Raw genomic sequence first — 26,134 nt, forward strand, 5'->3', positions numbered from 1 at the left:
TAAGCGAATCGCTATTGAAGTGTCGAAATTAGTTTTAGATGGCATCAGAACTGGAGCGTGCACGAGGTTCCAGGATGAGTCTGGCGGATACCCGGTTACTGGCCAGGCGGTGCCCGGCATGTAGGCGACGCGAGCCCGGTTTGCTGCTTTCACGTGGAACGTGGGAAGGCCAGCCCCGACACTGCCGCCGCTGGGGAGCGGCGGCGAGAGGGAGTGCGCCAAGCGGCAGAAACCGTAAGGCGTTGAGTACTGTCGCGGGGTTGGCATTCGGACCGGCTCATAGTAGTGAGGAACCCTCTGTAATGGAGGGGGAGCGAAGGGGCCGGACCATCCGGGGTGAGTTCGTTCGGGCAACCAGAAGATTCTGGGAGGGATCGAGTGGGCGAGCTGAAGTCGCCGGGAAAGCCGTTTGTCATCTCGAAGCGGCTCGTCTGGGAAGCGTACCTGAGAGTCAAGGCCAACCAGGGTGCGCCGGGTGTGGATGGGTGCTCGATAGAAGAGTTCGAAGCCGATCTGGAGAATAATCTGTACCGGATCTGGAATAGGATGTCTTCGGGTAGCTACTTCCCACCCCCGGTGAAGGCGGTGGAGATGCCGAAGTCGCATGGCGGGGTAAGAATTTTGGGCGTGCCGACTGTGGCTGATCGGATTGCGCAAACGGTGGTTGCCATCGAGTTGGAGAAACGGGTGGAACCGATGTTCCACCGGGACTCGTTCGGCTATCGGCCACGGCGCTCCGCGTTGGACGCGGTAGGCACGTGCCGGAAACGCTGCTGGGAATACGATTGGGTGGTCGATTTGGACATCCAAAAGTTCTTCGACAGTGTCGATCACTCGCTGATGGTCAAGGCGGTAGAGGCCAACACCGACCAACCGTGGGTGGTGCTGTATGTGAAAAGGTGGCTCGTTGCGCCGATACAGCATCCCGACGGTTCCCTGCACGAGCGAGACAGAGGAACCCCGCAGGGTTCGGCCGTTTCGCCCGTGCTGGCCAACCTCTTCCTCCACTACGGATTCGACCTGTGGATGGCCCGCACGTTTCCGGCTGTCCGGTTCGAAAGATATGTGGATGATGCGGTGGTGCACTGCGCGACCCGCCAGCAAGCGGAAATGCTGCGGGCCGCAATTGATCAGCGGATGGTGGAGATCGGGTTGCGACTGCACCCGGACAAGACCCGAATAGTCTATTGCAAGGACAGCAACCGGCGGGACGAGCACGATGCCGTCTCGTTTACGTTCTTGGGCTACACCTTCCAACCCCGGCGAGCGCGGAACACGCGGAGGCAGGTGCGGTTCACCTCGTTCCAGCCTGCGATGAGCCGGGAGAAGCTGACCGAGAAGGGCCGGGAAGTCCGCCGCTGGCGGCTGCACCGGCGACCAAACGACACTCTGGACGACCTCGCGGAGGCGATCAACCCGATCGTGCGAGGTTGGATGACCTACTGGGGCCGGTTCTACCGGACCGAAATGGACCCGCTTCTCAAACGCATCAACACCTACCTGATGCGGTGGGCGCGCAAGAAGTACAGGCGGTTGCGTGGGTTCAAGCGCCTCAAGGCGTGGTGGAAAGCGGTTACGCAACGTGACCCCGTCCTCTTCGCGCACTGGGAGTGGACTCACCGTTTCCATCCGGCTGGGTGGTAAGAGCGGAGTGACGGGAGACCGTCACGCTCCGTTCTGTGGGAGCCCGAGGGTGAGATTCCCTCGGGCTACCCGACACATGGCCGACGGGTTCGATTTCTTGGGCTTCCGCATCCGGTGGAGACGCAAGATGGGCACCCGCGACCAGTGGCACGTCTACACGTTCATCGGTGACCGCCCAGTCCGGTCACTGAAGGACAAGATCCGTGCCCTGACGCGCAGGTTGTCACAGCAAGACCTGGGAGAAACGCTGATCCGGATCAACCAGATCACGCGTGGCTGGGCCAACTACTTCCGACACGCCGTCGCCAAACACACCTTCGACCGGCTCGGCTACTTCATCTGGTGGCGAGTTGTTCGCTGGGTCAAGGCCAAACGACGCTGGAGATGGAAGGACGTCCACCGCTGGCTACGCACCCCGACCGGGTGGCGGACCATCACGGCGGACGGGATCGAACTGCACAACATCGCGTCGACCGCCGTTACTCGGTATCGCCGTCGCAGCAGAATCCCTACCCCCTGGGCAACAACGAACCAAGCCTGACGGCAGAAACCGTGGAGAGCCCGTTGCGTTGAGAGGCGCACGGCGGGTTCGGCGAGCGGTCCGCAGAAACGGGCCGGTGGCAACACCGGAACCGCGCTGCGGGCCGACTCGACTCAGCGCTCACTTCGCGGAGATCTATGGCGCCTCGGTCAGTAAGGAGACGATCTCGTGGATCACCGACAGGGTCATCAAGGAGATGGCTGACTGGTGCACCGGCCGTTGGATGCCATCTGCGCGGCGGTGAGCGACGGTTACCTGCAGTGATGGTGCTCCGTTGGTGCTCGGATGTTCGGCGCATGACCAGCACGCCTGGAACAGAACCAGCACAGCCCGTCCTGCAGGGCCGACCGCCGCACTGCAGGATGTCGCATGCCGCTCGCGACAACGCCCTGACCAGTAGATACTCAGCCACCCATTTCGGCACGTAGCAGCACTCAGCGACACGCCGGAAGTGACGACTACACGCGTAGAGAGCATCTGATGGGTTCGGACTACGGATCAGAAGGTTAGGGGTTCGAGTCCCTTCGGGCGCACAGACAGCCCTCTACCAGCCTCCCGAGGCGGTAGGGGGTTTCTTCTTGTCTAGCCAGGACTGTGAATACCTTCTTACTCTCCGTGCATGACCAAGATCAACTCGCTACACATCAAGGCATACGAGCGTGACCTCAAGATCCGTAACTGCTCCCCTCGCACCGCCCAGAACTACCGGGAGACCCTGCTCCAGCTCTCGACGTTCGTCGACGAGGCAGACCTCCTGGAGCTGGGCCGGGCAGGGGTCGAGGGCTACATCCTCCACGTCCTGGAGACGCGTTCGGCCGCTTCCGCCTGCGGCCGGTACCGGGCTCTCCGGGCCTTCTACAACTGGGCGGTACGGGAGGAGCTAGTCCCCGAATCCCCAATGCGGAAGATGACGCCCCCGAAGGTCGTGGAGAAGCCGATCCCGGTCGTCGGTGATGACCTTCTGCGGAGGTTGCTTGCAGAATGCAGCGGCACAGACTTCGAGAGTAGCAGAGACACCGCGATCATCCGCCTGTGGTGCGAGCCGGGTTCCCCTCGGGTGAGTGAGGTAGCGGGCATGACGATGGGGGACGTAGATCAGGTGCTCGACCTCGTGAAGCTTTTCGGGAAGGGCGGGAGGGTTCGGATGATCCCCTACGGCTCCAAGACCGGGCAGGCCCTCTACCGCTACCTCCGGGCGCGGAAAGACCACCCCCTAGCGGAGGAGGGGAGTGGCTGTGAGGACGCGCTGTGGTTCGGAGCCCGGGGTAAGCCCCTTACGGCAAGTGGGCTGTACCAGATGCTTGAGCGCCGGGCGAAGCAGGCCGGTATCGGCCACATCCACCCACACCAGCTACGCCACACCTCCGCCCACAATTGGCGGGTAGCCGGAGGGTCGGAGAGCGACGTTCTGTGCGCCACGCCTACCTCGCCGTCACCGCCGCGCTGGCCAAAGGGGGCGCTGAATCCGATGACGGCCTCATTCTTGCCCACGGCGAGGTCCGACGTCTCCTGGCACACCTGATCACCACCGTCCGACCTTTCGACCACGTGCGTCGATGGTCACGATGGCGACGCCTACACCAAGTACCGCGCCAGAACAGCCCACTACCAGCTAAGACTCCAACTTCATCAGGTGCGGCTGGAGTGCTAGCTAGCCGCAAGCGATCGAAAAGGCCGAATTTCGGCCCAGACGGATTGAGGTCCGGCTGTCGAGGTCTAGTCAATCGTCATTCGCCATGAAGGCGGAGACTGGGATCAATGAACCTATGGAGCATGATCTGCTTCACGGCGGGTGACTACGAAGCGCTAATCCTGGTCTCAGCTTGGTCGGGGACAATGAGCAGCAAGGCATCGACTGGAAGGGGGCGGGCCGGCGTGCGGATCATGATCGCGGATGATGACGCGGCCATTCGTGAGTCGTTGGAGCGGGTGCTCCAGGTCGAGGGTTACGACACCAGCAGCGTCGCCAACGGTCTCGCTGTGCTCGACGAGGTCGGTGGGGCCGGCGGTGACGCGCTTGATCTGCTGATCCTCGACGTGATGATGCCTCGCCTCGGCGGGTTGGAGACGTGCCGGCGGTTGCGGGCCGCGGGTCGGGATCTGCCGGTGCTGATGCTGACCGCCCGTGACCAGGTCTCCGACCGGGTCGCGGGGCTGGACGCGGGTGCCGACGACTACCTGCCCAAGCCGTTCGCCACCGAGGAGTTGCTGGCCCGGGTGCGGGCCCTGCTGCGCCGGCGCACGCCGGGCGACGGTGAGTCGCAGGTTCTGTCGTTCGCCGATGTCCGGCTTGATCCCGACAGGTTCGAGGCGTGGCGGGGCGGGCGGCCGCTGCGCCTGACCCGGACCGAGTTCTCCCTGCTGGAGGTCCTCGTGCGCAACGCGACCCGGGTGTTGACCCGCGACGCGCTGTTCGAGGCGATCTGGGGCTTCGACATGAGCGCCACCGCCAACAACCTTCAGGTGTATGTGAGCTACCTGCGCCGCAAGTTGGAGGCCGAGGGTGAGCCGCGTTTGATCTACACGCTGCGCGGTCTGGGATACACGTTGCGGGAGACTCCTCCGTGAGCAGGCCCGCCGGCCGGGAACCGCGCCGGCTGACCCGATGGTGGCGCCGGCGGTCCCTGCGGACCAGGCTGACGGTGATCGCGGCGACGGCCATCGCCGTGAGCGTGTTCATGGCCTTCCAGGTATCCAGTGAGCTGCTGGACTGGCAGTTGCGGGACACCGCCGAGAATCAGCTGCGCGCCGACTCCCGCGTCCTGGCGGCGACCGCGGAGCGCGCCGGTGTGGCGCAGGTTCCGCTACCGCCGTATCCCGGATCCGGTCCGCTGGTGCGGGTCATCCTGCCCGACGGCTCGACCCGGACGCCGGCCGGCCAACCCGCGCTGCCCCCGGTCAGCGAGCACGCCGGGCGCGTGGCGCAGGGCGGCTTGGTCGACCTGATGGAGTCGAACGACGGCGACGAGGACGGCTACCTGATCTACACGCTGCGGGCGGGCGACGGCGCGGTCCAGGTGGCCCGCGTCGCCGACGACAGCCCGATCAACCAGTTCGGGTTTGGCATGTTGGTGATCGGGCTGCTTTGCGTGGTCGGCGGCGCCCTTGTCGGGCGGACCGTGGCGCGGACCGGGCTGGCACCGATCGACCGGCTGACCGCCGCCGCGGTACGTGTCGCGCACACCCGGGATCTCGACGCCGACATCCCGGATGAGGGCGGTGGGGAGATCCGGCGGCTGATCCAGTCGATCAACGACATGCTCGCCGCGCTCCGGGACTCCCGGCAGGCCCAGCGGCTGCTCGCCGAGGACGCCGCCCACGAGCTCAAGACCCCGCTCACCAGCCTACGCCTCAACGTCGAGCTGCTGATCCGGCTCGACCGGCGCGGCACCCTCGACACTGCCCTCTCGGCGGAGAGCCGGACCCGGCTGCTCAACGATCTCGGCGCCCAGGTGGCCGAGTTGAGCACCCTTGCCGCCGAGCTGACCGACCTGGCCCGCGGTGACGTCAGCGACGAAAACACCGAGCTGCTCGACCTCGCCGACGTGGTGGTGGCCGCCGCGACCCGGGCGCGTTCCCGCGTGCCCGACATCGAGATCGCGCTCGACGTGACCGCCGTATGGGTGAGCGGCCGTCCGGCTGCGCTCCAGCGGGCGGTGCTCAACCTCGTCGACAACGCCGGCAAGTGGTCCCCCGCGGACCAGCCGGTCCAGGTCCGGCTCCGTGCCGAGGGCGCGTCGGCGGTGCTGGAGGTCGACGACGCCGGGCCGGGCATCGACGCCGCCGACGTACCGCGGGTGTTCGACCGGTTCTACCGTGCCGAGAGCGCCCGGGCGTTGCCAGGATCCGGTCTCGGGCTGTCGATCGTGCAGCGGGTCGTCGACGCCCACGGCGGCCGGGCCACCGTCGCCCGCTCCGCACGCGGTGGCGCGCTGCTCCGGGTCGACCTTCCGGCCGCGACCCCGACCGCCCCGATCGCGCGCCGCGCCGCCGGGGGACAGCGCGGTGCGCTGACCCGCCCCCGCCCCGGCGGCGTAGGACAAGGGACGGCGGCCCTCGGGCATGGCCCCGCGGCGCTCACTGTCGGGGCAGGACTCTGGTGCCGAGACGCACGGTCTCCTCCCACGCCCGGCTGGCCAGGAAGATGTTGTAGTCGACGCCGAGCGCCACCAGGAACAGGAGTGCAACAGCGGCACCGAATAGTCGACGCCCTCGAACCCGAGGGATGGCGAGTACGCCGAGGATTCCGAGCGAGCTGAGCGTCGCCACCCAATGGTGGCGGCTGACTCGTGGTGGTGCAGAGTCTCCCGGTACCGGGCGATGAGCAACAGCGCGTGGTCCGTGCCGACATCGAATACCAGGATCGTCAGCAGCGCCGAGTTCTGGTCGTTGACCACGATGCCGAAGCCCTTGACGAGCAGGTAGACGATCGCCGGGCTCGTCTGCCTCAGACCGGTGATCGTGGGCGGCTGATGTTGGCGCACCCGGCTGCACCGCGGCCGGGCCGGGGAGCGTGGCAGTTTCAGCGAGGACGACTACATCGCGTTCCTGGACCAGGCCCACCGACGGGCTGAACGCGCCGATCGTGCTGGTCTGGGACAACCTCAACACCCACGTCAGCGTGCGGATGCGGACCCTGATCGCGGCCCGGGACTGGCTGACCGTGGTGCGGTTACCGGCATACGCACCCGACCTCAATCCGACCGAGGGCGTCTGGGCCTGGATGAAACGCGGCATCACCAACATCGCCGTCCACGGCGTCGACCACCTCGCCGACCTGGTTCGACAGCGGCTACCCCGCCTGCCAGAACCAGACCGACCTCATCGCCGGCTTCCTCGCCCAGACCGGTATGACCCTCGACCCCGAGCCACCCGGACCACACAGACGTCAGCCTTTCAACCTCTGTAGCACCGCAGACGCGGGGCGGGCAGCTGAGCCCGCCCGCACGCACGCAGGCGCACGACTCGGGTACGAACGTTGCCTGCCATACTCGATGCCCGACGACGTCATCCGGCCGCGGTCGCCGCTCGGCGGCGGCGCAACACGTAGCGGACCAGTTCGCCGAGCGCGGTGATGGACAGTGCGAGACCGAGGCCGACCGCCAGGCCCAGCATCGAGTCGGATTCGAAGGCGGCGCCGCCGAGGTAGCCGATCAGGCCGGAATAGCCGGCCCAGGTGACGGCGGCGATGGCGGTGAACAGGGTGAAGCGGACAAGCGGGTAGCCGGCGGCACCGCTGGCGGTCACGATCGCGGTGCGGCCGCCGGGGACGAACCGGCCCGCGATGATCAGGGCGCTGCCCCGGCGGTGCAGGTGGGGGGCGATCCTGTCGGCGGCGCGGATCAGGCCGCCGCCCGGACGGCGCTCGCGCAACAAGCGCCCGATGAGGTAACCGATGTGATCACCGACGAAGGCGCCCAGCGCGGCGAGCACGATGATCAGCGGAAGCGACGGGATGCCCGACACGGCGAAGACCGCCGCCGCGATGACGACCGACTCCGACGGCAGGAACGGCAGGAACGCGTCGAGGATCGCCAGCGCGAGGATCGCCAGATAGATGACCGGAGAGGTCATCGCGTTCTCGATCATGGTCATCAGGTCCATCGGGACCGCTCCTCCCCTTCGAGCACCCAGGCGCAGAGCCCGACTACGACGAGCACGAGCGCCAGCAGAACCCGTTCGGCCAGGCCCGCGAACGGGAGAAGGCCTTGGCCGAGCAGCACCGCCGGCACGTTCATCGCCGCGAACGCGACGCACGCGGCGAACGCGGACCACCCGGCGGCGCGCAGCCAGCGGACCCGGGCCGGGTCGGCCCCGCGCCCGGCATGCTTGGCGATGAGCAGGGCGAAGAGCGGTGGCAGCGCCGCCATCAGCGCCGCGCCGAAGCGATGCAGCCCGGCGGCGACGCCCGCTTCGGTCCCCGGCAGGTTCGTGGGGAACACCACCACCGCGACCAGGGACACGCACCACGCCGACAGCAGGACGGTGAGGGGCCAGGCCGGTGGCAGCACGCGCCGGGCGCCGGCCAGGAGCCATGCGCCGGCTGCCGCGAGCCCGCACGCCGCCAGGGCCAGCAGCACGGCGCCCGGCACGGTCCGGATCGATTCGCTGACCATCTGGTCCACCGGGTCGACGTCGCCGACCAGCAGCAGGCCCGCCCCGGCCGCCGTGCCCAGGCCCAGGCTCAGCTGGACGTTGCGATACCAGCGGGAGGTGCCCGTTCGAACGATCGTCGCTGTCATGCGGCGACCTCGGCGGGCGCGGGCGCCTCACGGGCCGGACGGATCCGGTAGAGCTGCTCGAACGCGGACACCGTGCCGGTCTGGTCGTGCTGCTCGGCCACGGCACGAGCCCGGTGCCCCAGCTCTTCCGCGTGCTTCGGGTCGCAGAGCACGGTGAGCAGTCGCTCGGCGAGCACGACAACGTCGCCGGGCGGGAACAGGTAGCCGGTCTCCTCGTCCCGTACGAGGTGGGGCAGGGCTGCGGCATCGGCGCCGATCACGGGTCTTCCGCTGGCCATCGCCTCGAGCGTGACCAGGCTCTGCAGCTCGGCGGTGCCCGCGTTGACGAAGACCGTCGACGCCGCGTATGCGGCGGGAAGGTCCTCGTCAGGGATGAAGCCGGTGAACGTGACATGCTCGGCGACGCCCAGTTCTCCGGCGAGCGACCGCAGCGTCCGGTCCTCGGACCCGGTGCCGACCAGGAGCAACTGGACGTCGAGGGAGCGCCCCACCAGCGCGAACGCCCGCATCACGACGTCGAGGTTCTTCTCGGCGTCGAGCCGGCCCACGTACGTGATGGTGGGCTTGTGCGCGAGGCTGTAGGCCCATCGGAACTCGGCCGCGGGCGCCTGCTCGCGGAAGCGGGTGAGGTCGATGCCGCACGAGATGGGCAGGACCGGCTCGGACACACCGGAGACGACGGCGAGCGCGGCGGCGTACGGGGTCGGCGCCGTGACGATGTCTGCCTTGGCGAACACCCGGGCGGCGTCGCGCCATGCCCACGCGTGCGCCCTCGTCCGGCCAGCGTTGCCGATGGGCAGGTAGTGGATCAGGTTCTCGGGCATGAAGTGGTTGGTGGCGATGACGAACAGGCCGCGCTCGCGCGCCGCGTCGACCAGCGCCCGGCACAGCGGGAAGTGGCTCTGCACGTGCACCACGTCGGGCTGGACCTCGTCGAGGATCCGGCGCGCTGCCGCGCGCAGCCCTATTGGCGGGCAGAACCGGAAACGTGTGTGGCCCGGCACCGGCAAGGAACGCACGCGGTGCTCGACGACGCCGTCGCTGGACATGCCGGGATGGCTGCGGGTGTCCGTCGACGGCGCGACCACGTGCACCTCGTGCCGGGCGGTCAGTGCCACGGCCAGGCGCTGGGCGAAGTAGGACGCCCCGTTGACGTGCGGGGCGTAGGTGTCGGCACCGATGAGGATGCGCATGGGACAACGACCTTTCGTAGATGGTGTCGCTTTTCGTAGGTGGTATCGCTTCATGACGAGGTGGAAGACAGCGACCGGCACGGCGACGGCCGCGGTGAGCAGGAAGATGCCGCCGGGCAGTGCGAGCAGGCCGGACAGCTGCCTGCCGAGCAGAGCGCCAAGACCGATCAGCACCAGGCCGCGTACGGCGGCGGTGGCACCCACCCAGGCGGCGAATCTCCGGTACGGGAGCCCGGCGAGTCCCGCCGACACGAACGCCGGGAGGGCGAAGACGTCGACGAGCTTGGCGGTGATCACCAGCCGAGGCAGTGACATCCCGGCCAGCCGGTCGAGCAGCGACGTCGCCTTGAGCCTGCTCAGCAGGGACGCCACCCAGGGCCGCCGGGCCGACCGGCCGACGAGGTAGAGCAGGCTGTCGCCCACCACCTCGGCCAGCGCGACGATCACCCAAATCGGCCAGAACGCCGCAGCGCCGGCGGCGACCAGGGTGCCCGCGGTGATCGTCGCGGCCGGCCCCTCGATGAGCACGAAGAGACCGAGCACCAGGTAGGGGTGCTCGAGCACGGCCTGTGTCACATCCATGCCGAGAAGCTCCGGCCGAAGGTTCTGCACCGGTCGTCCCTCCGCGGGGCCGACCGATGTAGCTCCGTGGTAGGGAATCCGATCACCGACCACGGCACCCATCGGCCTGCCAACCGACCGGCCGGTGCTTCCCCGGGCGGCGCTGCGTTGACTGCCATCACTAGCCCCCTACATGCGGGTTACGTCGCTTGTCTGAGGTCTAGTGATACGGAGCGAACCTGAGGCGACCGTTAAAGCGGCGCTCAGGCCGGGTGGCCGAACCAGGTGCCCAGCGCACGCACCAGCGTGGTGGCGTCGAGGTCCTGCCCGGCAGACGAAGCCCAGGCGACGCAGCCGTCGGGCCGGATGAGCAACGTGTCACCGCCCACCCGGTCCGTGCGGGCGGTGACGGTGCTGACCCGTGCGGTCCACGCGGCCGCAGCCGATCCCGCCGACCTTGATGTCCAGGTGACGAAGCGCAGCGTCACGTACGCACGTCGGCCGGCGCCGCCCGCAGGTTCGGCCGTAGCACCCACCACAGCAGGCCGACCCAGAGCGCGGTCAGGATCGCGGCGCCGAGCAGGTCGGTCGGGTGGTGCATGCCGCGGTACATCCGGGACAGCGCGACACCGGCCGGCATGACCACCGCGAGCACCACGGCGAACCAGCGCCACCGGCTGCTCACCCGGTCCATGATCAGGACCGCGACCGCCACCCAGATGCACATCGTCGCGGCGATGTGCCCAGACGGGAACGACGACGTCGACATCGGGCTGTCGAGCTGCGGCACCGGCGGGCGGTCCCGCTGGACGCTGGCCGCGGTGCACAGGAACAGGGCGAGCTCGCCGAGCATGGCGAGCAGCACGAACACCACAGGTCGCCCCTGCCGCCACACGGCCAACGCGATCGCGCAGAACACCAGCGAGATGGCCAGGATGGCGCGGATGTCGCCGGCCTTGCTCCACACCCAGCTGACATCGTCCAGCGGGGGCGTGCGCAACGTCTGCAGCCACCGGACCACGCCGTCGTCGAAACGTCCCAGCCAGGTGCCCTCGGTGTAGTTCTTCAACAGGTAGCCGACGGCGTACAGGATGCCGAACGTGAACACCCAGCCGGTCAGGATCTCGGTGGTCTTGACCCAGCGGTGCGGGATCGGGCGGCTGGAGTCCGGCGCCGGTTTGATCGCCTGATCGGTCTCCGGCTCCAGGCCGTCGTCGAGCGGTGCCACCGGGTGCCCCGCCTCGCGCCGCCACAGCCGGAACGCGTACGCCGTGACGCTCAGCCACACCGCGCCGAGCAGCCAGCCGGCCAGCACGTCGGTCAGGTAGTGCACGCCGAGCGCGATCCGGGTCATCCCGATCGCGACCACGAGCAGCGCGACGGCCGCCGCGAACAGCTTCCGGTAGCGCACCTCGGGCAGGAACACGAGCAGCAGCGCGCCGTAGACCACCATCGACCCGAGCGCGTGCCCGCTCGGGAAGCTGTTGCCGGGCGCGATCGCCACCGGTGCCTCGACCACCGGGCGTAACCGGCCGACCAGCGACTTCACCGACGGGTCGAGCAGCAGCGCGCCGGCGGTGGTGGCCAGCAGGTAGGCGGCGAGGCGGACCTGCCGGCGCACCACCAGCAGCAGCGCGGCGACGCCGACCAGCCAGAGCATGATCGGCCGCCCGCCCAGCCGGGTTGTCCCGTTGAGCGCGTTCACCAGGTACGGCCGGGGCGACACGACCTCGTTGAGCTCCCGGGCGACACCGCGGTCGACGTTCGTCACCGGCTCCAGGTGCAACCGGACGAGGAGCACCAGCAGCCCGAACCCGAGCCCGGTCGCGACGACCAGCAGCGGCATCCACCGGCCGGCCAGCCGACCGGCCGGCGCTTCCCCGGACGGCGCCGCGTTGACTGCCATCAATGGCCTCCAGGCACGAGCTACATCGCTTATCCGATGCCGACTTCGTACCGAGCGAATCTGAGACGACGATTAATAGACGTGCGTACGGTGCAGGTGAAGTGGCACCGTGGTACCGCCGCTCTGCCGAGGAAGACGACCGCAGTACGACGAAACAGGGCGGAATCGGGCCTAGCTTCCAGGCTATGACGAAGCTTGACAGTCCACTGCGGAGGTTCGGGGCGGCCACCATGGCGCTGGCGACCGCGTTCGCTGCCGTCGCCTGCGGGTCGGACGCCGACAACAGTGCGGCGCCCGCTGAGGCCGGCTCGCACAGCGCGCACGCGGGCGGGTCGTCGGCTCCCCGCAGCCGCTGCGCGCCGGCGAGCGGTTCGTCGGCCTGAAGATGGCCGAGGCCTACACGCCCGCGCCGCCGGCGGGCGGCGGCACGGACGAGTACCGGTGCCAGGTGCTCGATCCGGGCCTGACCAAGACGGCGTTCCTGACCGGGACCCAGTTCATGCCGGAGAACGTCGCCATCGCGCACCACGCCATCGTGTACGCGGTGCCGGCGGGCGGCGCTCAAGCGGTGCGCGAGCACGACGCGAAGACCCCCGGCCTCGGCTGGCAGTGTTTCGGCGGGACCGGCGTGGCCGGCGCCGAGGTAGAAGAAGGTGACGCGGCGTGGGTGGACACCTGGGCGCCGGGCGCCACGGAGACGCTGCTCGACCAGGACGCCGGCCACAAGTTGGAGCCGGGCAGCCTGCTCGTCCTTCAGATCCACTACAACCTGCTCGCGACCGGCGACAAGCCGGCCGGGTCGGACCGCTCGGCGGTGCGGCTGCGGCTGACGGACGGTACGCCGCAGACCCGGGAACTCGAGACGTGGTCGCTCGACGCGCCGGTCGACCTGCCCTGCGCCGCCGACGAGGCGGGTCCGCTGTGCGACCGGGCGGCCTCGATCGCGGACGTGACGAAGCGGTTCGGGGCGGATGTCGGCGAAATGGCGGACCGCCAGGTGGAGGAGTGCAACCAGGGCGGCGCGCCGAAACCCGGTGACACCCAGACCTGCGACCACGAGGTGGAGGCGCCGATGACGCTGTTCGCCGGTTTCGGCCACATGCACATGCTCGGGCGGGCCTTGAAGGTCGAACTCAACCCGGGCACGCCGAAGGCCAAGGTCGTGCTGGATGTGCCGCAGTTCGACTTCGACAACCAGCGGCTGATGAAGCTGCCGTCGCCGGTGGAGATCGGTCCGGGGGACACGCTGCGGGTGACGTGTACGCACGACGCGGGGCTGCGCAAACTAGTGCCGCAGCTGAAGAAGCTGCCGCCGCGCTACGTGGTGTGGGGCGACGGTACCAGCGACGAGATGTGCATCGGCATCATGGTGGTCTCCCCCCGCAAGTCCTGACGAAGCGTCGAACGTGTGTGAGTTCGCTGAGGTCACAAGCCGAACAGCGCTGAGCTCACACACGTCCGCGGGGAACTCACACCCGTACGGCGTCGTGGCGGTCGGACGGGCGGTGGCGTGGGCGGCTGCAGGCTGATCCGGCACCGGAGCTGTCGATCACGCGGAGCGGGTCCGCCCGGAGCGGCACGGCTGGGAACTACGGTCGCGCTCCCGACGGACGCGCGAGATGAAGCGCTAAATCGGCCGGGTGAGTCTCAGGTCGTAGGCGAGGGTGACGGCCTGGATCCGGTCCCGTGCGCCGATCTTGGCGAGGACCCGCCCGACGTGGGTCTTCACCGTCGACTCCGACAGCGTGAACCGTTGCGCGATCTCGGCGTTGGTGAGGCCGTGGCCGATGGCGACGAAGACCTCGCGCTCGCGTTCGGTCAGGGAGTCCAGCCGGGGATCCTGCCGCACAGCCCCGCGGAGGTCATCGTCAAGCCGGTCGGCGAACGCGTCGAGCAGGCGCCGAGTCAGCGCCGGCGCGATCACCGCGTCCCCGGCGGCGACGGCCCGGATGCCGGCGAGCAGCTCCTCCGGGCGGGTGTCCTGAAGCAGGAAACCGCTCGCCCCGGCCCGCAGCGCGGCGAGCGCGTACCGGTCCACGTCGAACGTCAGCACCAGGATCCGCGAACGTCCGCCGGCGGCGACGATGCGCCGGGTGGCCTCGATCCCGTCGACGCCCGGCATGCGGATGTCCATCAGCACCACGTCGGGATGCAGCTCGGTGGTCCATCGAACGGCCGCGGCGCCGTTCTCGACCTCGCCGACGATCTCGGTGTCGGGGGTGCTCTCCAGCAGCATGCGAAACCCGAAGCGCTGCAGCGGCTGGGCCTCCACCACGAGCACAGTGATCACGAATGGCTGCCTTTCCGGGTCGCGTGCACGATCCAGCCGCCGTCCGGTGCGGGGCCGGCGCTGACCGTGCAGCCGTAGAGCGCGGCGCATTCGGCTGTGCCGGCGAGGCCGAGACCCGCGTCGCCCGGCGATGCCCACTTCATACCGAGCGAACCTGAGACGACGGTTAGAACCAGTGACGCACGGTGCGCATGCCGCCGACGTCGTGCTCCCACACGTCTGGGTGGATTCCCTCCGCCACCAGCAGGACTTGGTGCTCTGTGTCGCCTGGGCCTTGCCTACCGGGCAGGACCTCGACGCCACCACGCTGGTGGGTGCGCTCGGCACCTGAATCAGCCGACCGGACCCGGCCTGGGAGCGCCGCATTAACGGTCGTCTCAGGTTCGCTCGGTTGAGTGGGCCTCAGACAGCTGCGGGTGCCGCCGGGCCTGTGTGCACACCGCTCCCGGCCGGGGCGACGACGACAAAGCCGTGAAGCACCACCGGTTTCGTGGACCACCGTGTGAACCCTGACCAACCACCCATCGGAATCACCAACAAACCCCGACCAATCACTCATCGGAGGTCTCGTGTCCTCACGTCCAGGTTCCACGGCTGTCGATCGGCAGTTCGGGAGCGCGCTGTCAGCCAACGCTGATGACGCTGCGGCCATGCTCGTCGGCGCCGTCAAGCGATACGGTTTTGGCCAGTCGGCCGTCGTCGCGCTCGACGACGTCACCATCGCGTTCCCGGCGGGGAAGTTCACGGCTGTGATGGGCCCGTCGGGTTCGGGAAAGTCGACGATGATGCACTGTGCCGCCGGGCTGGATCAACTGACGTCGGGCCGCGCATTCGTCGGCAACACCGATCTGTCGACGCTCAACGATCGCGAGTTGACCAGGCTGCGCCGAGAACGGATCGGGTTCGTGTTCCAGGCGTTCAATCTCGTGGCGACGCTCACGGCCGAGGAGAACATCTGCCTGCCGATGACGTTGTCGGGGCGCCGGCCGAGTGTCGCAGTGCTCGATCAGGTCGTGTCGCTGCTGCGCCTCGGTGATCGCGTGCATCATCGGCCGACGGAGCTCTCGGGTGGCCAGCAACAGCGAGTTGCCGTGGCCCGGGCGCTGGTCGCCCAGCCGCAGGTGGTTTTCGCCGACGAGCCCACCGGCAACCTCGACACCCGGTCCGGACAGGAGATCCTCGGATTCCTGCGATCAGCAGTCGATCTGCATCACCAGTCGATCGTGATGGTCACGCACGATCCCCACGCTGCTGCCTGGGCGGACCACGTCGTGTTCGTCGTCGACGGCCGAGTGCACGACGTGATGGATCACCCGTCGGCCGATTCGGTGATCGACGTGATGAAGGGCCTGGGGCGATGAGCCAGATGATGCGGAGTGCGGTTCGAAGCGTGCTCGCGAGTCGGGGTCGGTTCGTGCTAACGGGCACGGCGATCATGCTGTCGGTGGCGTTCCTCGTCGCGACGCTGGTGCTGTCCGACTCGATGCGTGGCCGAGCGGCCGGTGACATCGCCGAAGCGTTGGCGGGGACGGATGCCGTGGTGCAGGGCGTCGTCCTCGGCGAGCCCGGCGGAGGGCCGGGAGATCCGGAAAGGTCGGTTCGGCGATCACTGGATCCGGACATCACCGAGCGCGTGGCTACGGTCGATGTCGTCGACGGGGCCGCCTCGCAATGGGTCGGCTTCGCGAAGCTGGTCGTCGATGGATCGTCAGTCGGAACCGGCACGGCGAGCGACGTCGGTCGCAACTGGGTCGCCGACCCGGCGCTCAATCCGTTCCGGCTCACGAGCGGGCGACCACCGACCGAGGTCGGAGAGGTCGTGATCGATCGGTCGCTCGCCGGTGACGCAGGCTTGGCTCCGGGTGACGTCGTACAGATCCTGACCACGACGGGGATGTACGACGCGACCATCACCGGTGTCGCGACGTTCGCGTCGGCGGACGCGGCACCGTTGCAGCGAACGGTGCTGTTGCCCGACGGAGCGGTGTCCGCCTGGCTCGACACTGCGGCGCCGACGGAGGTGCTCGTCGACGTCGCGGAGGGCGCTGACCGCGCCGAGGTGCTCGGCCGATTGTCGGCGCTGACTGATGCCGAGGTCATCGACGGGCCCGACTACATCCGGACGATGCAGGACGCCGCGACGTCACCGCTGCAGTTCCTGACCGTGTTTCTCCTGGCCTTCGCCGTGGTCGCGGTGTTGATCGGTGTGACGATCATCTTCAACACGTTCGCGCTCACCGTCGCCCGCCGCCGGCGGGAGTCGGCGCTGCTGCGTGCGATCGGTGCGGAACGACGCCAACTGCTCGGCGGAGTGGTGATCGAGGCGGCGCTCGTCGGGACGATCGCCACGCTCGTCGGCCTCGTCTGCGGGGTCGCGGGAGTGGGCGCGCTGCGCTGGCTCGTCGGACTCGCCGGGATCACGTTGCTCACCGGGCCGTCGATCGTGAGTACGACCTCGATCGCGGTCGCCGCGACCGTCGGTATCGGCGCAACGATCCTGTCGGCATGGATCCCGGCTCGCCGCGCGGCGGCGACACCGCCGATCGAGGCGCTGCGCGAGAGCGCGGCGGAACCCCGGGTCGTGAGTCCGGCGCGAACTGCGAGCGGGCTCGTGCTCGCCGCGGTGGCGATCGCTGGAGGAGCTGTGGCTGTGGTGCGCTCGAGCGCGACGTGGGTCGTACTCGTCGTTGCCATCGTCCCGGCGCTCGTGTTGTGTGGCCCGGCGATCGTGACCGCCGCAGCGCGTGGGAGCGCTCAAGTGGCCCGTCGCGCCGCCGGTGTGTGTGGCTCGATCGCAGCGGGCAACCTGGCTGCGAGCCCTCGTCGATCGGCGTCGACGGCGCTCACGCTCATGCTCGGCACCGCGATGGTGACGATGTTCGCGATCTTCGCGAGCTCACTGACGAGCGCGGTCGGGACGGACGTTCGTGAAGGACTGCAGGCCGACCTGGTGGTCACGTCGGCGACCGCCGACTTCCCGACGATCGACCCCACCCTGGCCGGCCGGATCGCAGCGCTGCCCGACGTCGACGCAGTCGCTGCGCTGTCGATCGCCGAAGGAATCGCGGCAGGTAAAGCCGAGGCGATCGGCGGCATCGACCCGACCGCACTGCCCACCATGTTCGACCTCGACCCGATCGCCGGCGACCTCGCCGACCTGAGCAAGGGGGGCGTGGCCGTGGTCGGCGACGACCCGGCGCTGCTTGGCGGCACCCTCGCGATCGAGTTCGAACGCTCGACACTCGAGGCGCCGATCGTTGCCGTGGTGGCGAGGAGCACCGGCGGGTTCGAAGCCCCTTTGTACTTCGTCGACCGTGCGACACTCGACGCCTTCGTCGGTCGTCTGCTCGACGCTCTGTTGTTCGTCGACCTCGCCGACGGAGTGGTCGCGGACGCCGAGGAAGACGTGAGGGCGCTGGTCCGAGCCACGCCCGGGTCGTTCTTCGAGACCCGGGCAGAACACGTCGCCAACAGCGGGAGCGAAATCGCCGCGTTCCGGAACTTTATCGACGGGATGCTCCTCCTCGCGAGCTTCATCGCGCTCCTCGGAGTCGCCAACACCACGGCGCTCGCGATCAATGAACGCTCTGGAGAGCTCGGGCTGCTGCGAGCGGTCGGCGCGACTCGCCGAGAGCTGCGTCGAATCGTGCGGCTCGAGGTGGCACTCCTGTCGTTCGTGGCAGCATCGATCGGTATCGCCGTCGCAGTCGGCTTCGGCTGGGCGCTGATCGACGTCACCGGTGGCGCGGAGATCCCATCCGTCGTCGTACCGTGGTCCCGCCTCGCAGTGACGCTCGTCGTTGCGGTCACAGCCGGCGTCGTCGCTGCAGCGTGGCCCGCGTTCCGGGTCTCCCGGGTGCCCGTGCTCGAGCTGGCGGGCCGGGACCGCTGATGCGCAGGTCCTGCGCCTGGACCGGGCGGCCGTTACGTGCCTCTGGCCGACGACTTCGTGGCGTCGCGTCACAGGATGCGAGGCGGCTCAGTCGAAGTGGATTCGCATCAGCCTTCTGGCGGCCCAGTCGTCTGGATGGGTCGGCCTGACGGCCCGGATCTCCCCTGGCCTGAACGTCTTGCGGGCGCTGCTTTAATTTCGCGGGTGCGGCTCAACTGGGCAGGGTTTCGATCGGCTGGCCGGTGAGCGTGGCGATGAGGTCGAAGTCCTTGTCGACGGCCAAGACGGTCAGTCCGGTCTTTTCGGCGGTTGCGGCGATCAGCAGGTCGGGGATTGACGGGGCACGGTGTTGGCCGCGGTCGGCGAGCAGCATCTGCACTTCCAGCGCCCGGTCCTCGATTGCGGGTGTGAGGTGTTCGACCGGCATCAGTGACAGCGGTGGGGCAGCGAACTGTCGGCGTCCCGCCTCTCCGGAGCGCGCCGAGTAGCCGAGTTCGAGGCGCGTGATGGTGGAGAGCCGGACGAGGCCACGGCTGATGCGTGCGCTCCACTCGTCGCGGTTCGCTGTTTGACCAAGCTGGAGGCGTACGTACGCGGACTTGTCGATCAGCCAGCTCGTCACCGCCACGCGGTCTCCATCACCGTAGGGTCGGCGAGGTCGGCGAAGGCCTCTGCGGACCGTTGCCAGTCCTCGGCGGTGACCGTCCGGTCGCTGGCAGGGCTGATGTTCTCCTCGAACTTGCGGCGTAGGTACTCGTTGCGAGACAGCCCGAGGCTGGCGGCTGCGGCGTCGATGCGGTCCACGGCTTCTTGACTGAGATCACGGACGAGGATGTTGGGCATGTAGCACCTCTCTGGGAGGAATGATATCACGATATCATGCCGACGATGGCGTGAACGCGGATCCGGAGCGGTTGCCGCACATGCCTCGTTGGCCCACGGGCGGGTCGAGCCGCCCCCGGCGGGCACGAGCCCACGGTCGCCTGCTGTGATGGTGCTCCGTTGGTGCTGGGATGTCCGGTACTTGATCAGCGCGAACCGATCGGAATCGGCAACGGACGCCTTGCTCACCCGACCATTTTACGCCCGATCTTGACCCCCCAGCGGCTGTAGCACGAGGGCGCCGGTGGCGTCGGCGCAGCGGCGTTGACTGTCGGGGAGGACGCTGGTGTAGGTGTCGGCGGTGACCACGATGCTGGAGTGCCGAGCAGGTCCTGCAGGGTCTTGAGGTCCGCGCCGGCCTCGTGGGCGAGTGATGCGGCGCCGTGCCAAAGGTCGTGCGGGCGAACTGGGGGTGGCCGGCGCGGTTGGTGAGGGTCCGGAAGCGTGTAGTGGCGTAGCTCGGGTTGATCGGTTCGCCGTCTTTGCGGGTGAGCACGTAGCCGGACTCGACCCACACCTTCCCGGCGGCGTGCCGCTTGTCGCGTTGGGCGAGTTGGTGGCGGCGGTGTGCTCGCAGGATTCGGACAGTGTGCTTGTCGAGGGCGACGGCGCGGCGGCTGGCGGCGGTCTTGGGTTCGCCTTCGACGACGGTGTAGCCGGCGGTGGTGCGCTGACGTTCGACGAAGAGCAGCCCCCGTTCGAGGTCGACCGCGGCCCACGCCGCCGAGTATCTGGGAGGCCATGACCACGGCCAGGGTGCGCCGTTGCAGTGCGTCGGGTTCTCGATGGTGCTGGTGGAAGTTACGTGGGGGTGGGTTCCTTGTTGCGGGGGTGGGTTTCGTACATGCGGGCCCCGACGAGCAGTCCGGACGCGGCGGTGAGGGCGGCGACGGTCCAGACGGCGGCGCGGATGCCGGCGAGGTCGGCGACGATGCCGGCGAGTAGGGCGCCGACGGCGAAGCCGCCGTCGCGCCAGAGTCGGTAGACGCCGACGGCGCGGGCCCGCCAGCGGGGATGGGCGGCGTCGGAGATCGTGGCCAGCAGCGTTGGATAGACCGCAGCTGTGCCGGCGCCGAGCAGTACCGCAGCCAGCGCCCATACCGTGAACGAGTCGGCGACCGCGATTGTCGCGAGGGCGGCGGCCTGGGCGAGCATGCCGGCGACGATGAACGGTTTACGCCCCCACCGGTCGGAGGCGGGGCCGGTGGCGAGCTGGCCGAGACCCCATACGGCGGGGTAGAGGGCTGCGAGGGCGCCGATTTGGGTCAGCGATAGCCCGGCGGCGGCGAACAGCAGAGGGAACAGTCCCCACGCCAGGCCGTCGTTGAGGTTGTTGACCATACCGGCCTGGCTGGCCGAGGAGAGGGCCGGCTCGCGCCAGCTGACCAGCGCGAACACGCTGCGGGTGGACAGATCCCCGCCGCCACTGGCGTGGGTACTGGCTTCGTGCCGGGCATGGTCACGGGTTTCGCGGACGAAGATCAGGGAGAGGCCCAGTCCGAGGGCGACGTAGGCGGCGGTGAGCAGGAACGGCGCCGGACGCATCCCGTGCTGCGCGGCGAGGGCGCCGGTGGCCATTGCGGTGGCCGCGACGGCGAGGTAGCCGGCGGCTTCGTTCAATCCCATGGCGAGGCCGCGGCGTTCCGGGCCGGCGAGGTCGATTTTCATGATGACGGTGGTGGACCAGGCCAGGCCTTGGTTGATGCCGAGAAGCACGTTCGCGGCGATGATCCAGCCCCAGCTCGGGGCCCAGATCAGCATGGCGGGGATGGGGATGGCGACCAGCCAGCCTGCGATCAGGACAGGTTTGCGTCCATAGCGGTCGGCGAGGGTGCCGGCGAAGAAGTTGGTGGCGGCTTTGGTGATGCCGAACGCCAGGATGTAGGTGAGTGCCGCGGTGTAGCCGTCGAGGTGGAACTCCTGCTCGGCGAGTGGGGTGAGCACGGTGCGTTCGGAGCCGAGGACGCCGCCGACGAGGGCGTTGACGACGACGAGCAGGGTGAACTGGGCGGCGTTGACGGCGAGACCGAGTCGTGGGCCGTCGGTGGCCGGGGCGGTCATCGTCCCTTCCGCAAGGTGTTGCCGGTGGCGGCGGCCCAGTCGGCGGGGCCCCCGACGAGCACGCCGAGGTCGTGGTGGCCGGCGCGTTCGAGCAGGGTGGCGGCGGTCATGGCGCGTTCGCCGTGGCCGCACATCACGACGGTGGGGCCGTCCGGTGCGGCGGCAGAGGTGGGCAGGTCGCCGAGTTCGATGTGGGTCGCGGTGGGCAGGTGCCCGGCTGTGTATTCGTTGTCCTGGCGGATGTCGAGAACCTGGGCGTCGACGCGATCGGGGGTGACCAGCTGGGTGGTGGTGACCTGGCCGGTCCAGGCGTCCATGCCGCCGGTGAGTTCTCCTGCGATGTGCTCGACACCGATGTTCAAGGCCGGCCAGAGGACGTCGGCGGGGTCCTGGTCGCGGTTGCGGACGACGATGATCGGAGCGTCACGGCCGACGATCCAGCCGAGCCAGGTCGCGAACTGTGCGCGCAGCGGAATCGCGACGGCACCCGGGATGTGTCCAGCGGCGACGTCGGCAACGGGGCGGACGTCGACGACGGTCGCGCCGTCGGCCAGCATCCGTTTCACCTGTTCAGTGGTCAGAGGGGGCAGTTGCGGCTGGTTGTCGAGTACGGCGGGGCCCTGCCGGTTGACCTCGGCCAGCCACCGGAAGTAGGCCGGGTAGGAGCCCAGCGAGGCGAGGAGCCGCTCGGCGAAGGTGTCGGCGTCGGGTGCGCTCAGCAGCGGGTTGCCTGACTTCTCGGCACCGATCGTGGAGGTTCGTGCCGTACCGGGAGGTGCCGAGCAGAACGAGCCGGCGCCGTGCGTGGGCCACACCTGCGTGCTGTCGGGCAGTTCGGTGAGCCGGCGTAGGGAGGCGTACTGGGCGTGGGCGAGCTCCACGGCACGGTCGTCACCGAGCAGATCGGTACGAGCGGCCGAGCCGACGATCAGGGAGCCACCGGTGAACACACCCACCGGACTCGCGCCGTCAAGGAGCAGAAACGACAGATGCTCGTCGGTGTGCCCTGGTGTGGCGATCGCGCGCAGGGTGAGGCCGCCGAGGTCCACCTCGTCGCCGTCGGCCAGGCCACGGTGCTCGAAGGCGCGCGCTCCGGCCGCCGAGGCGAGGATCTGCGCCCGGTCGGTCGCGGCCAGCTGCACCGCGCCCGACAGGAAGTCGGCATGCAGATGGGTGTCGGCGGCCCAGGCGACTTTCAGTCCGCGCCGTTCGACTGCGGCGCGCATGACGCGCAGGTCACGAGGGGCGTCCACGGCCAGGGCGCGGCCGTCGCCGACATCGAGCAGGTAGGCGCTGTTCCCCAGTCCTTCGTCGATCAGGGGCACCAGGTGCATGACACCCTCTTTCTCGTGTGGTGGGCTGACCCTCATTCTCCTACACTATTCCATGAAACTTTGGAGGATGGTACCGTGGGTGATCCAACCGGCAAGGCCGAGTTGTTCGACGCTCTTGCCCGCGTCGGGAAGGCGCTGGGCAGCGGGAAGCGACTGGAGCTGCTGGACCTGCTCGCTCAAGGCGAACGCAGCGTCGAGCGTCTCGCCACCGCGGCCGGTCTCGGCCTGACCACCTGCTCGGCCCACCTGCAGACGCTGCGGCAGGCGGGCCTGGTCACGACCCGCCGCGACGGCACGAAGATCCACTACCGGCTGGCGGGGCCGGACGTCGCCGCCCTCTACGCGCTGCTCCGTGACGTCGCCGGCGCCCGCAACGCTGAGGCGGCTGCCGCCCGCGACGCCTACCTCGGCCTGGGCGACACCGAAGCCGTCGACCGCGACGAACTGCGCCGCCGCCTCGCCACCGGAGCGGTGATCGCGGTGGACGTCCGTCCGGCGGAGGAGTACGCCGCCGGGCATATCCCCGGCGCGGTCTCCATCCCCCTGGACCAGCTCGCCGACCGGATCACCGACCTACCCGCCGACATCGAGGTGGTCGCCTACTGCCGCGGCGCCTACTGCGTGTTCGCCCACGAGGCGGTCCGGCTACTCACCGCCCACGGCCGCCACGCGGTACGACTGGCCGACGGGATGCTCGAATGGCGCCGCGACCAACTGCCGATCGCAGCATGACCCCGATCGTCCTCGACGGCGGCGACCGCCGCTGCGTCCTGCTCCTGCTCGAACTGCGCCGACTGACCACCACCGTGCCTAGCGGCGCGCTCATCCGTCTGATCGCCAGCGACCCGGCCGCGCCGCTGGATCTGCCGGCCTGGTGCCACCTGACCGGCCACGCCTACCTCGGCCCCGTGCCCGGCGAGCACCCCACATACGCGGTGCAGGTGGCCGACGTTACCGCGCTCACCGATCCACAGTCCCCGTGGCGACCTGCGCCAACCGGCCCATGACCAGGTCCATGCTCGCCACGAACTGCCGCACCTGCTCGTCCGGTAGCCCGGCGAAGAGATAGGCCGAATGCCGCTCGTACTCGGCGGCCAGCCTGGCGGTCACCGACCTGCCCTGATCCGTCAGCTGCACCAGCAGCGCCCGCCGGTCCTCCGGATGCGCCACCCGCCGCACGAACCCGGACTGCTCGAGGCCATCGACCAGCGCCGTGACGTTGCGCGCCGTCACCCCGATCGCCCGCGCCAGCGCCCGCTGCGTCTGCGGCCCGTTACGGTGCACCAGCCACACCACCGAGGCCCGGGGACGGCTCAACCCGTGCGCCGTCAGCCCGGCTTCCATGTAGTGCTGCACCGACGTCGCGAACGCGAACACCCGCTCCAGGACGGCCGGGAAGTCCGAGCACGCCTCCGGGCTAGTATTGTGTATGCCATTCACTATGTATAGCCTCCCGGGCAAGGATAGTGGCCACACCGGTTGGAGGCGACCGATGCGACATCCGATCTTCGCCCGCGTCTACGAACTGATCAGCGTGCAGATGGACCGGGCCGGAGCCGCCGAACACCGCCGCGCACTGACCGAGGGTCTGCACGGTCGGGTGATCGAGATCGGTGCCGGCAACGGCCGCATGTTCGCCCACTACCCACCCACGGTCACCGACGTCCTCGCCGTCGAGCCCGAACCCCGGCTCCGCGCTACCGCGCATGCCGCCGCGCGATCCGCGCCGGTGCCGATCCGGGTCGTCGACGGCCTCTCCGAGGCGCTACCCGCAAGCGACAGCGAGTTCGACGCCGCCGTCACCGCCCTCGTACTCTGTACCGTCCCCGACCAGCCGACCGCCTTCGCCGAGATCTACCGAGTGCTCCGGCCCGGCGGCCAGCTGCTGTTCCTCGAACACGTCCTCGCCGAACCCGGCAACCTGCGCCGCGCCCAGAGGATCGCCGACGTCACGCTATGGCCGCGCCTGTTCGGCGGCTGCCACACCGGCCGCGACACCCTCGCGGCCATCACCGCCGCCGGATTCATCCTTGGCGAGGTTCACCGGTTCCGGTTCCCGCCGAACGGCCCCACGACCCCTGCGTCCCCGCACATCCGCGGTAGCGCCACCCGTCCCTCCAGGGAGATGTCACGATGAGCCAGGCCGAAGTGACCGTCTACAGCCGGCCCGGCTGCCCGTACTGCTACCTCCTGCGTCGCGGACTGCGGCGCAGGGGCGTCACCTTCACCGAGATTGACATCTGGCAACAGCCGGAAGCCGCTGCTGCGGTACGCGCCGTCGCCGACGGCAACGAGACCGTGCCCACCGTGCACGTCGCCGGCCGATGGCTGGTCAACCCCCGCGCCGCACACGTGCAGCGCCTCGCCAACAACGGAAAGTAGGGCGCGGCTTCGCAAACCGGTGCGCCAGCCGCCGATCGTGAGTTCTCGTAGCGAGCATCCCGACCTGCGGTCTGCCACGACAACCTCCTCCTCTACACCATCCGCTTGACACCATCGTCGGTAAGTCGTAACTTACCGTTCGTGGTAACTTACCAAGCAGGCGACGGTTGGGGCGTTCTAGCGGATCCGTCCAGACGCTCCATCGTCACGTGCCTGGCCGAACGGCCGCGGGCCGTCGGTGAACTCGCCGACGAACTGCCGATCAGCCGGCCCGCGGTGTCTCAGCATCTGAAGGTGCTCAAGGACGCCGGCCTGGTCACCGACGAAGCGGCTGGCACCCGCCGGGTCTACCGGCTCAACCCAGCCGGCGTGGCCGCGTTACGAGATCAGCTGGACACCTTCTGGAACCGCGCGCTGAGCGGCTACCAGGACGTCGCCGAACAACCGATCACAGACCGACCATCGAGCGAGGAGAAATCGTGACAGAGGCAACCGCCGTAGTGATACAGCGTCAGATCGTCATCGAGGCGCCGGTCGAGCGCGCCTTCACCGTGTTCACCGAGCGATTCGGCGACTTCAAGCCGCCGGAACACAACCTGCTCGGTGCGCCGATCGCCGCAACCGTCTTCGAACCGAAAATCGGCGGTTACATCTATGATCGCGCCGCCGACGGCGCCGAATGCCGCTGGGCCCGCGTGCTCGCCTACGAGCCCCCCGACCGGGTCGTGTTCAGCTGGGACATCAGCCCGCAATGGCAGGTCGAGACCGACCCCGACAACACGAGCGAGGTCGAAGTCCGATTCATCGCCGAAACCCCACACCGCACCCGCGTCGAACTCGAACACCGCCACCTCGACCGACACGGCCCCGGCTGGAAGTCCATGCGTGACGGCGTCGCCCACGACGAAGGATGGCCCCTCTACCTACAGCGCTACTCGGACCTGTTCACCCAGGCCACCTGACGGCCGCCGATCACCATCAGCACCGACGTCGACCGCCCGACCGAAGGCGTTCGCCCACGCCACTGACCCAACCCGCCTGCACGAATGGCCGAAGGGCGTCGTTTACGGGCATCTGCAATCGCAGGTGACCCGAACCGGGATGCGGTCCGCCGCACCACCCCCGACGCATCGGCGGCGCCGTCGGCCCAGGCTGGCTGCCACGGCTCCGTCAGGATGAACCGTCGGGGCGGCCCTCAGCCGGAGG

29 protein-coding genes and 2 pseudogenes are annotated in these 26,134 nt (G+C 68.9%); 18 read left to right on the forward strand and 13 right to left on the reverse strand.

Annotated elements, in window-relative coordinates; all coding sequences use genetic code 11:
- Positions 1–378 precede the first annotated feature (378 nt).
- The 6 genes and pseudogenes from ltrA (at position 379) to KIF24_RS31460 (ending at position 6,444) form a co-directional block, all read left to right on the forward strand.
- Positions 379–1,644 (forward strand): group II intron reverse transcriptase/maturase, encoded by a 1,266-nt coding sequence (gene ltrA, locus KIF24_RS31435; RefSeq protein WP_221083758.1) that lies wholly within the window; start codon positions 379–381, stop codon positions 1,642–1,644.
- A 127-nt stretch (positions 1,645–1,771) separates the two neighbouring features.
- On the forward strand, positions 1,772–2,185 hold the full coding sequence (locus KIF24_RS31440) for a group II intron maturase-specific domain-containing protein (protein ID WP_230416010.1): 414 nt from the start codon (positions 1,772–1,774) through the stop codon (positions 2,183–2,185).
- Positions 2,186–2,294: 109 nt separating this feature from the next.
- A pseudogene (locus KIF24_RS31445) lies at positions 2,295–2,428 on the forward strand (transposase); the annotation flags it as partial.
- A 376-nt stretch (positions 2,429–2,804) separates the two neighbouring features.
- Positions 2,805–3,707 (forward strand): tyrosine-type recombinase/integrase, encoded by a 903-nt coding sequence (locus KIF24_RS31450; RefSeq protein WP_221087118.1) that lies wholly within the window; start codon positions 2,805–2,807, stop codon positions 3,705–3,707.
- A 362-nt stretch (positions 3,708–4,069) separates the two neighbouring features.
- A complete protein-coding gene (locus KIF24_RS31455) occupies positions 4,070–4,753 on the forward strand; it encodes a response regulator transcription factor (protein WP_269440645.1) in 684 nt (227 codons plus the stop codon).
- A complete protein-coding gene (locus KIF24_RS31460; protein WP_331461346.1) occupies positions 4,750–6,444 on the forward strand; it encodes a sensor histidine kinase in 1,695 nt (564 codons plus the stop codon). Before KIF24_RS31455 ends, KIF24_RS31460 begins: the two co-directional genes overlap by 4 nt.
- A 30-nt stretch (positions 6,445–6,474) precedes the next feature.
- Here KIF24_RS31460 and KIF24_RS34850 read toward each other — a convergent pair.
- A pseudogene (locus KIF24_RS34850) lies at positions 6,475–6,669 on the reverse strand (MMPL family transporter); the annotation flags it as partial.
- A 101-nt stretch (positions 6,670–6,770) separates the two neighbouring features.
- Between KIF24_RS34850 and KIF24_RS33715 the strand changes: the two are divergent.
- Positions 6,771–7,094: a transposase gene (locus KIF24_RS33715; RefSeq protein WP_456238351.1), complete on the forward strand. Its 324-nt coding sequence runs from the start codon at positions 6,771–6,773 to the stop codon at positions 7,092–7,094.
- A 98-nt stretch (positions 7,095–7,192) separates the two neighbouring features.
- On the opposite strand, the gene KIF24_RS31475 is transcribed toward KIF24_RS33715, so the two are convergent.
- The 5 genes from KIF24_RS31475 to KIF24_RS31495 all read right to left on the reverse strand — a co-directional run bounded on the left by KIF24_RS31475 (position 7,193) and on the right by KIF24_RS31495 (position 12,087).
- Entirely contained in the window at positions 7,193–7,789 is a 597-nt protein-coding gene (locus KIF24_RS31475; RefSeq protein ID WP_221087120.1) for a DedA family protein, read from the reverse strand.
- Complete coding sequence (locus tag KIF24_RS31480) at positions 7,780–8,427, reverse strand: DUF998 domain-containing protein (RefSeq protein WP_221087121.1); 648 nt, start codon at positions 8,425–8,427, stop codon at positions 7,780–7,782. Before KIF24_RS31480 ends, KIF24_RS31475 begins: the two co-directional genes overlap by 10 nt.
- Positions 8,424–10,202, reverse strand: coding sequence for a glycosyltransferase (locus tag KIF24_RS31485; protein ID WP_221087122.1), 1,779 nt, complete (start codon positions 10,200–10,202; stop codon positions 8,424–8,426). Before KIF24_RS31485 ends, KIF24_RS31480 begins: the two co-directional genes overlap by 4 nt.
- A gap of 242 nt (positions 10,203–10,444) precedes the next feature.
- The gene (locus KIF24_RS31490; RefSeq protein ID WP_221087123.1) at positions 10,445–10,669 is read right to left on the reverse strand and encodes an aromatic-ring hydroxylase C-terminal domain-containing protein; all 225 of its coding nucleotides are present in this window, start codon (positions 10,667–10,669) and stop codon (positions 10,445–10,447) included.
- On the reverse strand, positions 10,666–12,087 hold the full coding sequence (locus KIF24_RS31495; RefSeq protein WP_221087124.1) for a phosphatase PAP2 family protein: 1,422 nt from the start codon (positions 12,085–12,087) through the stop codon (positions 10,666–10,668). Before KIF24_RS31495 ends, KIF24_RS31490 begins: the two co-directional genes overlap by 4 nt.
- A gap of 185 nt (positions 12,088–12,272) precedes the next feature.
- Between KIF24_RS31495 and KIF24_RS33720 the strand changes: the two genes are divergently transcribed.
- Positions 12,273–12,470 carry a hypothetical protein gene (locus KIF24_RS33720; protein ID WP_230416011.1) on the forward strand — a complete coding sequence of 66 codons (198 nt, stop codon included), beginning with the start codon at positions 12,273–12,275 and terminating at the stop codon, positions 12,468–12,470.
- Positions 12,471–12,472: 2 nt separating this feature from the next.
- A complete protein-coding gene (locus KIF24_RS31500; RefSeq protein ID WP_230416012.1) occupies positions 12,473–13,480 on the forward strand; it encodes a monooxygenase in 1,008 nt (335 codons plus the stop codon).
- Between the two features lie 234 nt (positions 13,481–13,714).
- Here KIF24_RS31500 and KIF24_RS31505 read toward each other — a convergent pair whose 3' ends face one another.
- Positions 13,715–14,377 carry a response regulator transcription factor gene (locus KIF24_RS31505; protein ID WP_331461347.1) on the reverse strand — a complete coding sequence of 221 codons (663 nt, stop codon included), beginning with the start codon at positions 14,375–14,377 and terminating at the stop codon, positions 13,715–13,717.
- Complete coding sequence (locus KIF24_RS33725) at positions 14,374–14,520, reverse strand: ATP-binding protein (RefSeq protein ID WP_230416013.1); 147 nt, start codon at positions 14,518–14,520, stop codon at positions 14,374–14,376. The genes KIF24_RS31505 and KIF24_RS33725 overlap by 4 nt, the downstream gene beginning before the upstream one ends.
- A 32-nt stretch (positions 14,521–14,552) precedes the next feature.
- Here KIF24_RS33725 and KIF24_RS31510 point away from each other — a divergent pair, with 32 nt between their 5' ends.
- From KIF24_RS31510 to KIF24_RS31520, 3 genes are all read left to right on the forward strand, one after another.
- On the forward strand, positions 14,553–14,708 hold the full coding sequence (locus tag KIF24_RS31510) for a hypothetical protein (protein WP_221087126.1): 156 nt from the start codon (positions 14,553–14,555) through the stop codon (positions 14,706–14,708).
- 319 nt (positions 14,709–15,027) lie between these two features.
- A complete protein-coding gene (locus KIF24_RS31515; protein WP_221087127.1) occupies positions 15,028–15,738 on the forward strand; it encodes an ABC transporter ATP-binding protein in 711 nt (236 codons plus the stop codon).
- 83 nt (positions 15,739–15,821) lie between these two features.
- The gene (locus KIF24_RS31520) at positions 15,822–18,269 is read left to right on the forward strand and encodes an FtsX-like permease family protein (RefSeq protein WP_221087128.1); all 2,448 of its coding nucleotides are present in this window, start codon (positions 15,822–15,824) and stop codon (positions 18,267–18,269) included.
- A 211-nt stretch (positions 18,270–18,480) separates the two neighbouring features.
- Here KIF24_RS31520 and KIF24_RS31525 read toward each other — a convergent pair whose 3' ends face one another.
- The 4 genes from KIF24_RS31525 to KIF24_RS31540 form a co-directional block, all read right to left on the reverse strand.
- Positions 18,481–18,897: a PIN domain nuclease gene (locus KIF24_RS31525; RefSeq protein ID WP_221087129.1), complete on the reverse strand. Its 417-nt coding sequence runs from the start codon at positions 18,895–18,897 to the stop codon at positions 18,481–18,483.
- On the reverse strand, positions 18,888–19,112 hold the full coding sequence (gene vapB / locus KIF24_RS31530) for a type II toxin-antitoxin system VapB family antitoxin (protein WP_221087130.1): 225 nt from the start codon (positions 19,110–19,112) through the stop codon (positions 18,888–18,890). The genes KIF24_RS31525 and vapB overlap by 10 nt, the downstream gene beginning before the upstream one ends.
- An 840-nt stretch (positions 19,113–19,952) precedes the next feature.
- The gene (locus tag KIF24_RS31535; protein WP_221087131.1) at positions 19,953–21,212 is read right to left on the reverse strand and encodes an MFS transporter; all 1,260 of its coding nucleotides are present in this window, start codon (positions 21,210–21,212) and stop codon (positions 19,953–19,955) included.
- The gene (locus tag KIF24_RS31540; RefSeq protein WP_221087132.1) at positions 21,209–22,546 is read right to left on the reverse strand and encodes an MBL fold metallo-hydrolase; all 1,338 of its coding nucleotides are present in this window, start codon (positions 22,544–22,546) and stop codon (positions 21,209–21,211) included. The genes KIF24_RS31535 and KIF24_RS31540 overlap by 4 nt, the downstream gene beginning before the upstream one ends.
- A gap of 75 nt (positions 22,547–22,621) precedes the next feature.
- On the opposite strand from KIF24_RS31540, the gene KIF24_RS31545 reads away from it, so the two are divergent.
- Together KIF24_RS31545 and KIF24_RS31550 are read left to right on the forward strand one after the other, a co-directional pair.
- Entirely contained in the window at positions 22,622–23,278 is a 657-nt protein-coding gene (locus tag KIF24_RS31545; RefSeq protein ID WP_221087133.1) for an ArsR/SmtB family transcription factor, read from the forward strand.
- Positions 23,275–23,553 carry a sulfurtransferase TusA family protein gene (locus KIF24_RS31550; protein WP_221087134.1) on the forward strand — a complete coding sequence of 93 codons (279 nt, stop codon included), beginning with the start codon at positions 23,275–23,277 and terminating at the stop codon, positions 23,551–23,553. Before KIF24_RS31545 ends, KIF24_RS31550 begins: the two co-directional genes overlap by 4 nt.
- Here the strand turns inward: KIF24_RS31550 and KIF24_RS31555 are convergent.
- On the reverse strand, positions 23,507–23,986 hold the full coding sequence (locus KIF24_RS31555) for a MarR family winged helix-turn-helix transcriptional regulator (RefSeq protein ID WP_221087135.1): 480 nt from the start codon (positions 23,984–23,986) through the stop codon (positions 23,507–23,509). The two genes, KIF24_RS31550 and KIF24_RS31555, sit on opposite strands and share 47 nt — an antisense overlap.
- A gap of 52 nt (positions 23,987–24,038) precedes the next feature.
- Here KIF24_RS31555 and KIF24_RS31560 point away from each other — a divergent pair, with 52 nt between their 5' ends.
- From KIF24_RS31560 to KIF24_RS31575, 4 genes are all read left to right on the forward strand, one after another.
- A complete protein-coding gene (locus tag KIF24_RS31560; protein WP_221087136.1) occupies positions 24,039–24,683 on the forward strand; it encodes a class I SAM-dependent methyltransferase in 645 nt (214 codons plus the stop codon).
- A complete protein-coding gene (locus KIF24_RS31565) occupies positions 24,680–24,928 on the forward strand; it encodes a glutaredoxin family protein (protein ID WP_221087137.1) in 249 nt (82 codons plus the stop codon). The genes KIF24_RS31560 and KIF24_RS31565 overlap by 4 nt, the downstream gene beginning before the upstream one ends.
- A 141-nt stretch (positions 24,929–25,069) precedes the next feature.
- Positions 25,070–25,411, forward strand: coding sequence for an ArsR/SmtB family transcription factor (locus KIF24_RS31570; protein ID WP_221087650.1), 342 nt, complete (start codon positions 25,070–25,072; stop codon positions 25,409–25,411).
- Positions 25,408–25,890, forward strand: coding sequence for an SRPBCC family protein (locus KIF24_RS31575; protein ID WP_221087138.1), 483 nt, complete (start codon positions 25,408–25,410; stop codon positions 25,888–25,890). The genes KIF24_RS31570 and KIF24_RS31575 overlap by 4 nt, the downstream gene beginning before the upstream one ends.
- The last annotated feature ends 244 nt before the right edge of the window (positions 25,891–26,134 follow it).

Source organism: Micromonospora tarapacensis (assembly GCF_019697375.1).
GTDB lineage: Bacteria > Actinomycetota > Actinomycetes > Mycobacteriales > Micromonosporaceae > Micromonospora > Micromonospora tarapacensis.

Bases quoted from the DNA above. Each gene is read 5' to 3' on its own strand.
- KIF24_RS31485 (WP_221087122.1), bottom strand. From the start codon at position 10,202: ATGGATGTGACACAGGCCGTGCTCGAGCACCCCTACCTGGTGCTCGGT.
- KIF24_RS33720 (WP_230416011.1), top strand. From the start codon at position 12,273: ATGACGAAGCTTGACAGTCCACTGCGGAGGTTCGGGGCGGCCACCATG.
- vapB (WP_221087130.1), bottom strand. From the start codon at position 19,112: ATGCCCAACATCCTCGTCCGTGATCTCAGTCAAGAAGCCGTGGACCGC.
- KIF24_RS31550 (WP_221087134.1), top strand. From the start codon at position 23,275: ATGACCCCGATCGTCCTCGACGGCGGCGACCGCCGCTGCGTCCTGCTC.
- KIF24_RS31480 (WP_221087121.1), bottom strand. From the start codon at position 8,427: ATGACAGCGACGATCGTTCGAACGGGCACCTCCCGCTGGTATCGCAAC.
- KIF24_RS31495 (WP_221087124.1), bottom strand. From the start codon at position 12,087: ATGGCAGTCAACGCGGCGCCGTCCGGGGAAGCGCCGGCCGGTCGGCTG.
- KIF24_RS31560 (WP_221087136.1), top strand. From the start codon at position 24,039: ATGCGACATCCGATCTTCGCCCGCGTCTACGAACTGATCAGCGTGCAG.
- KIF24_RS31540 (WP_221087132.1), bottom strand. From the start codon at position 22,546: ATGCACCTGGTGCCCCTGATCGACGAAGGACTGGGGAACAGCGCCTAC.
- KIF24_RS31440 (WP_230416010.1), top strand. From the start codon at position 1,772: ATGGGCACCCGCGACCAGTGGCACGTCTACACGTTCATCGGTGACCGC.
- KIF24_RS31455 (WP_269440645.1), top strand. From the start codon at position 4,070: ATGATCGCGGATGATGACGCGGCCATTCGTGAGTCGTTGGAGCGGGTG.
- KIF24_RS33725 (WP_230416013.1), bottom strand. From the start codon at position 14,520: ATGAAGTGGGCATCGCCGGGCGACGCGGGTCTCGGCCTCGCCGGCACA.
- KIF24_RS31515 (WP_221087127.1), top strand. From the start codon at position 15,028: ATGCTCGTCGGCGCCGTCAAGCGATACGGTTTTGGCCAGTCGGCCGTC.
- KIF24_RS31450 (WP_221087118.1), top strand. From the start codon at position 2,805: ATGACCAAGATCAACTCGCTACACATCAAGGCATACGAGCGTGACCTC.
- KIF24_RS31565 (WP_221087137.1), top strand. From the start codon at position 24,680: ATGAGCCAGGCCGAAGTGACCGTCTACAGCCGGCCCGGCTGCCCGTAC.
- KIF24_RS31535 (WP_221087131.1), bottom strand. From the start codon at position 21,212: ATGACCGCCCCGGCCACCGACGGCCCACGACTCGGTCTCGCCGTCAAC.
- KIF24_RS31500 (WP_230416012.1), top strand. From the start codon at position 12,473: ATGGCCGAGGCCTACACGCCCGCGCCGCCGGCGGGCGGCGGCACGGAC.
- KIF24_RS31475 (WP_221087120.1), bottom strand. From the start codon at position 7,789: ATGGACCTGATGACCATGATCGAGAACGCGATGACCTCTCCGGTCATC.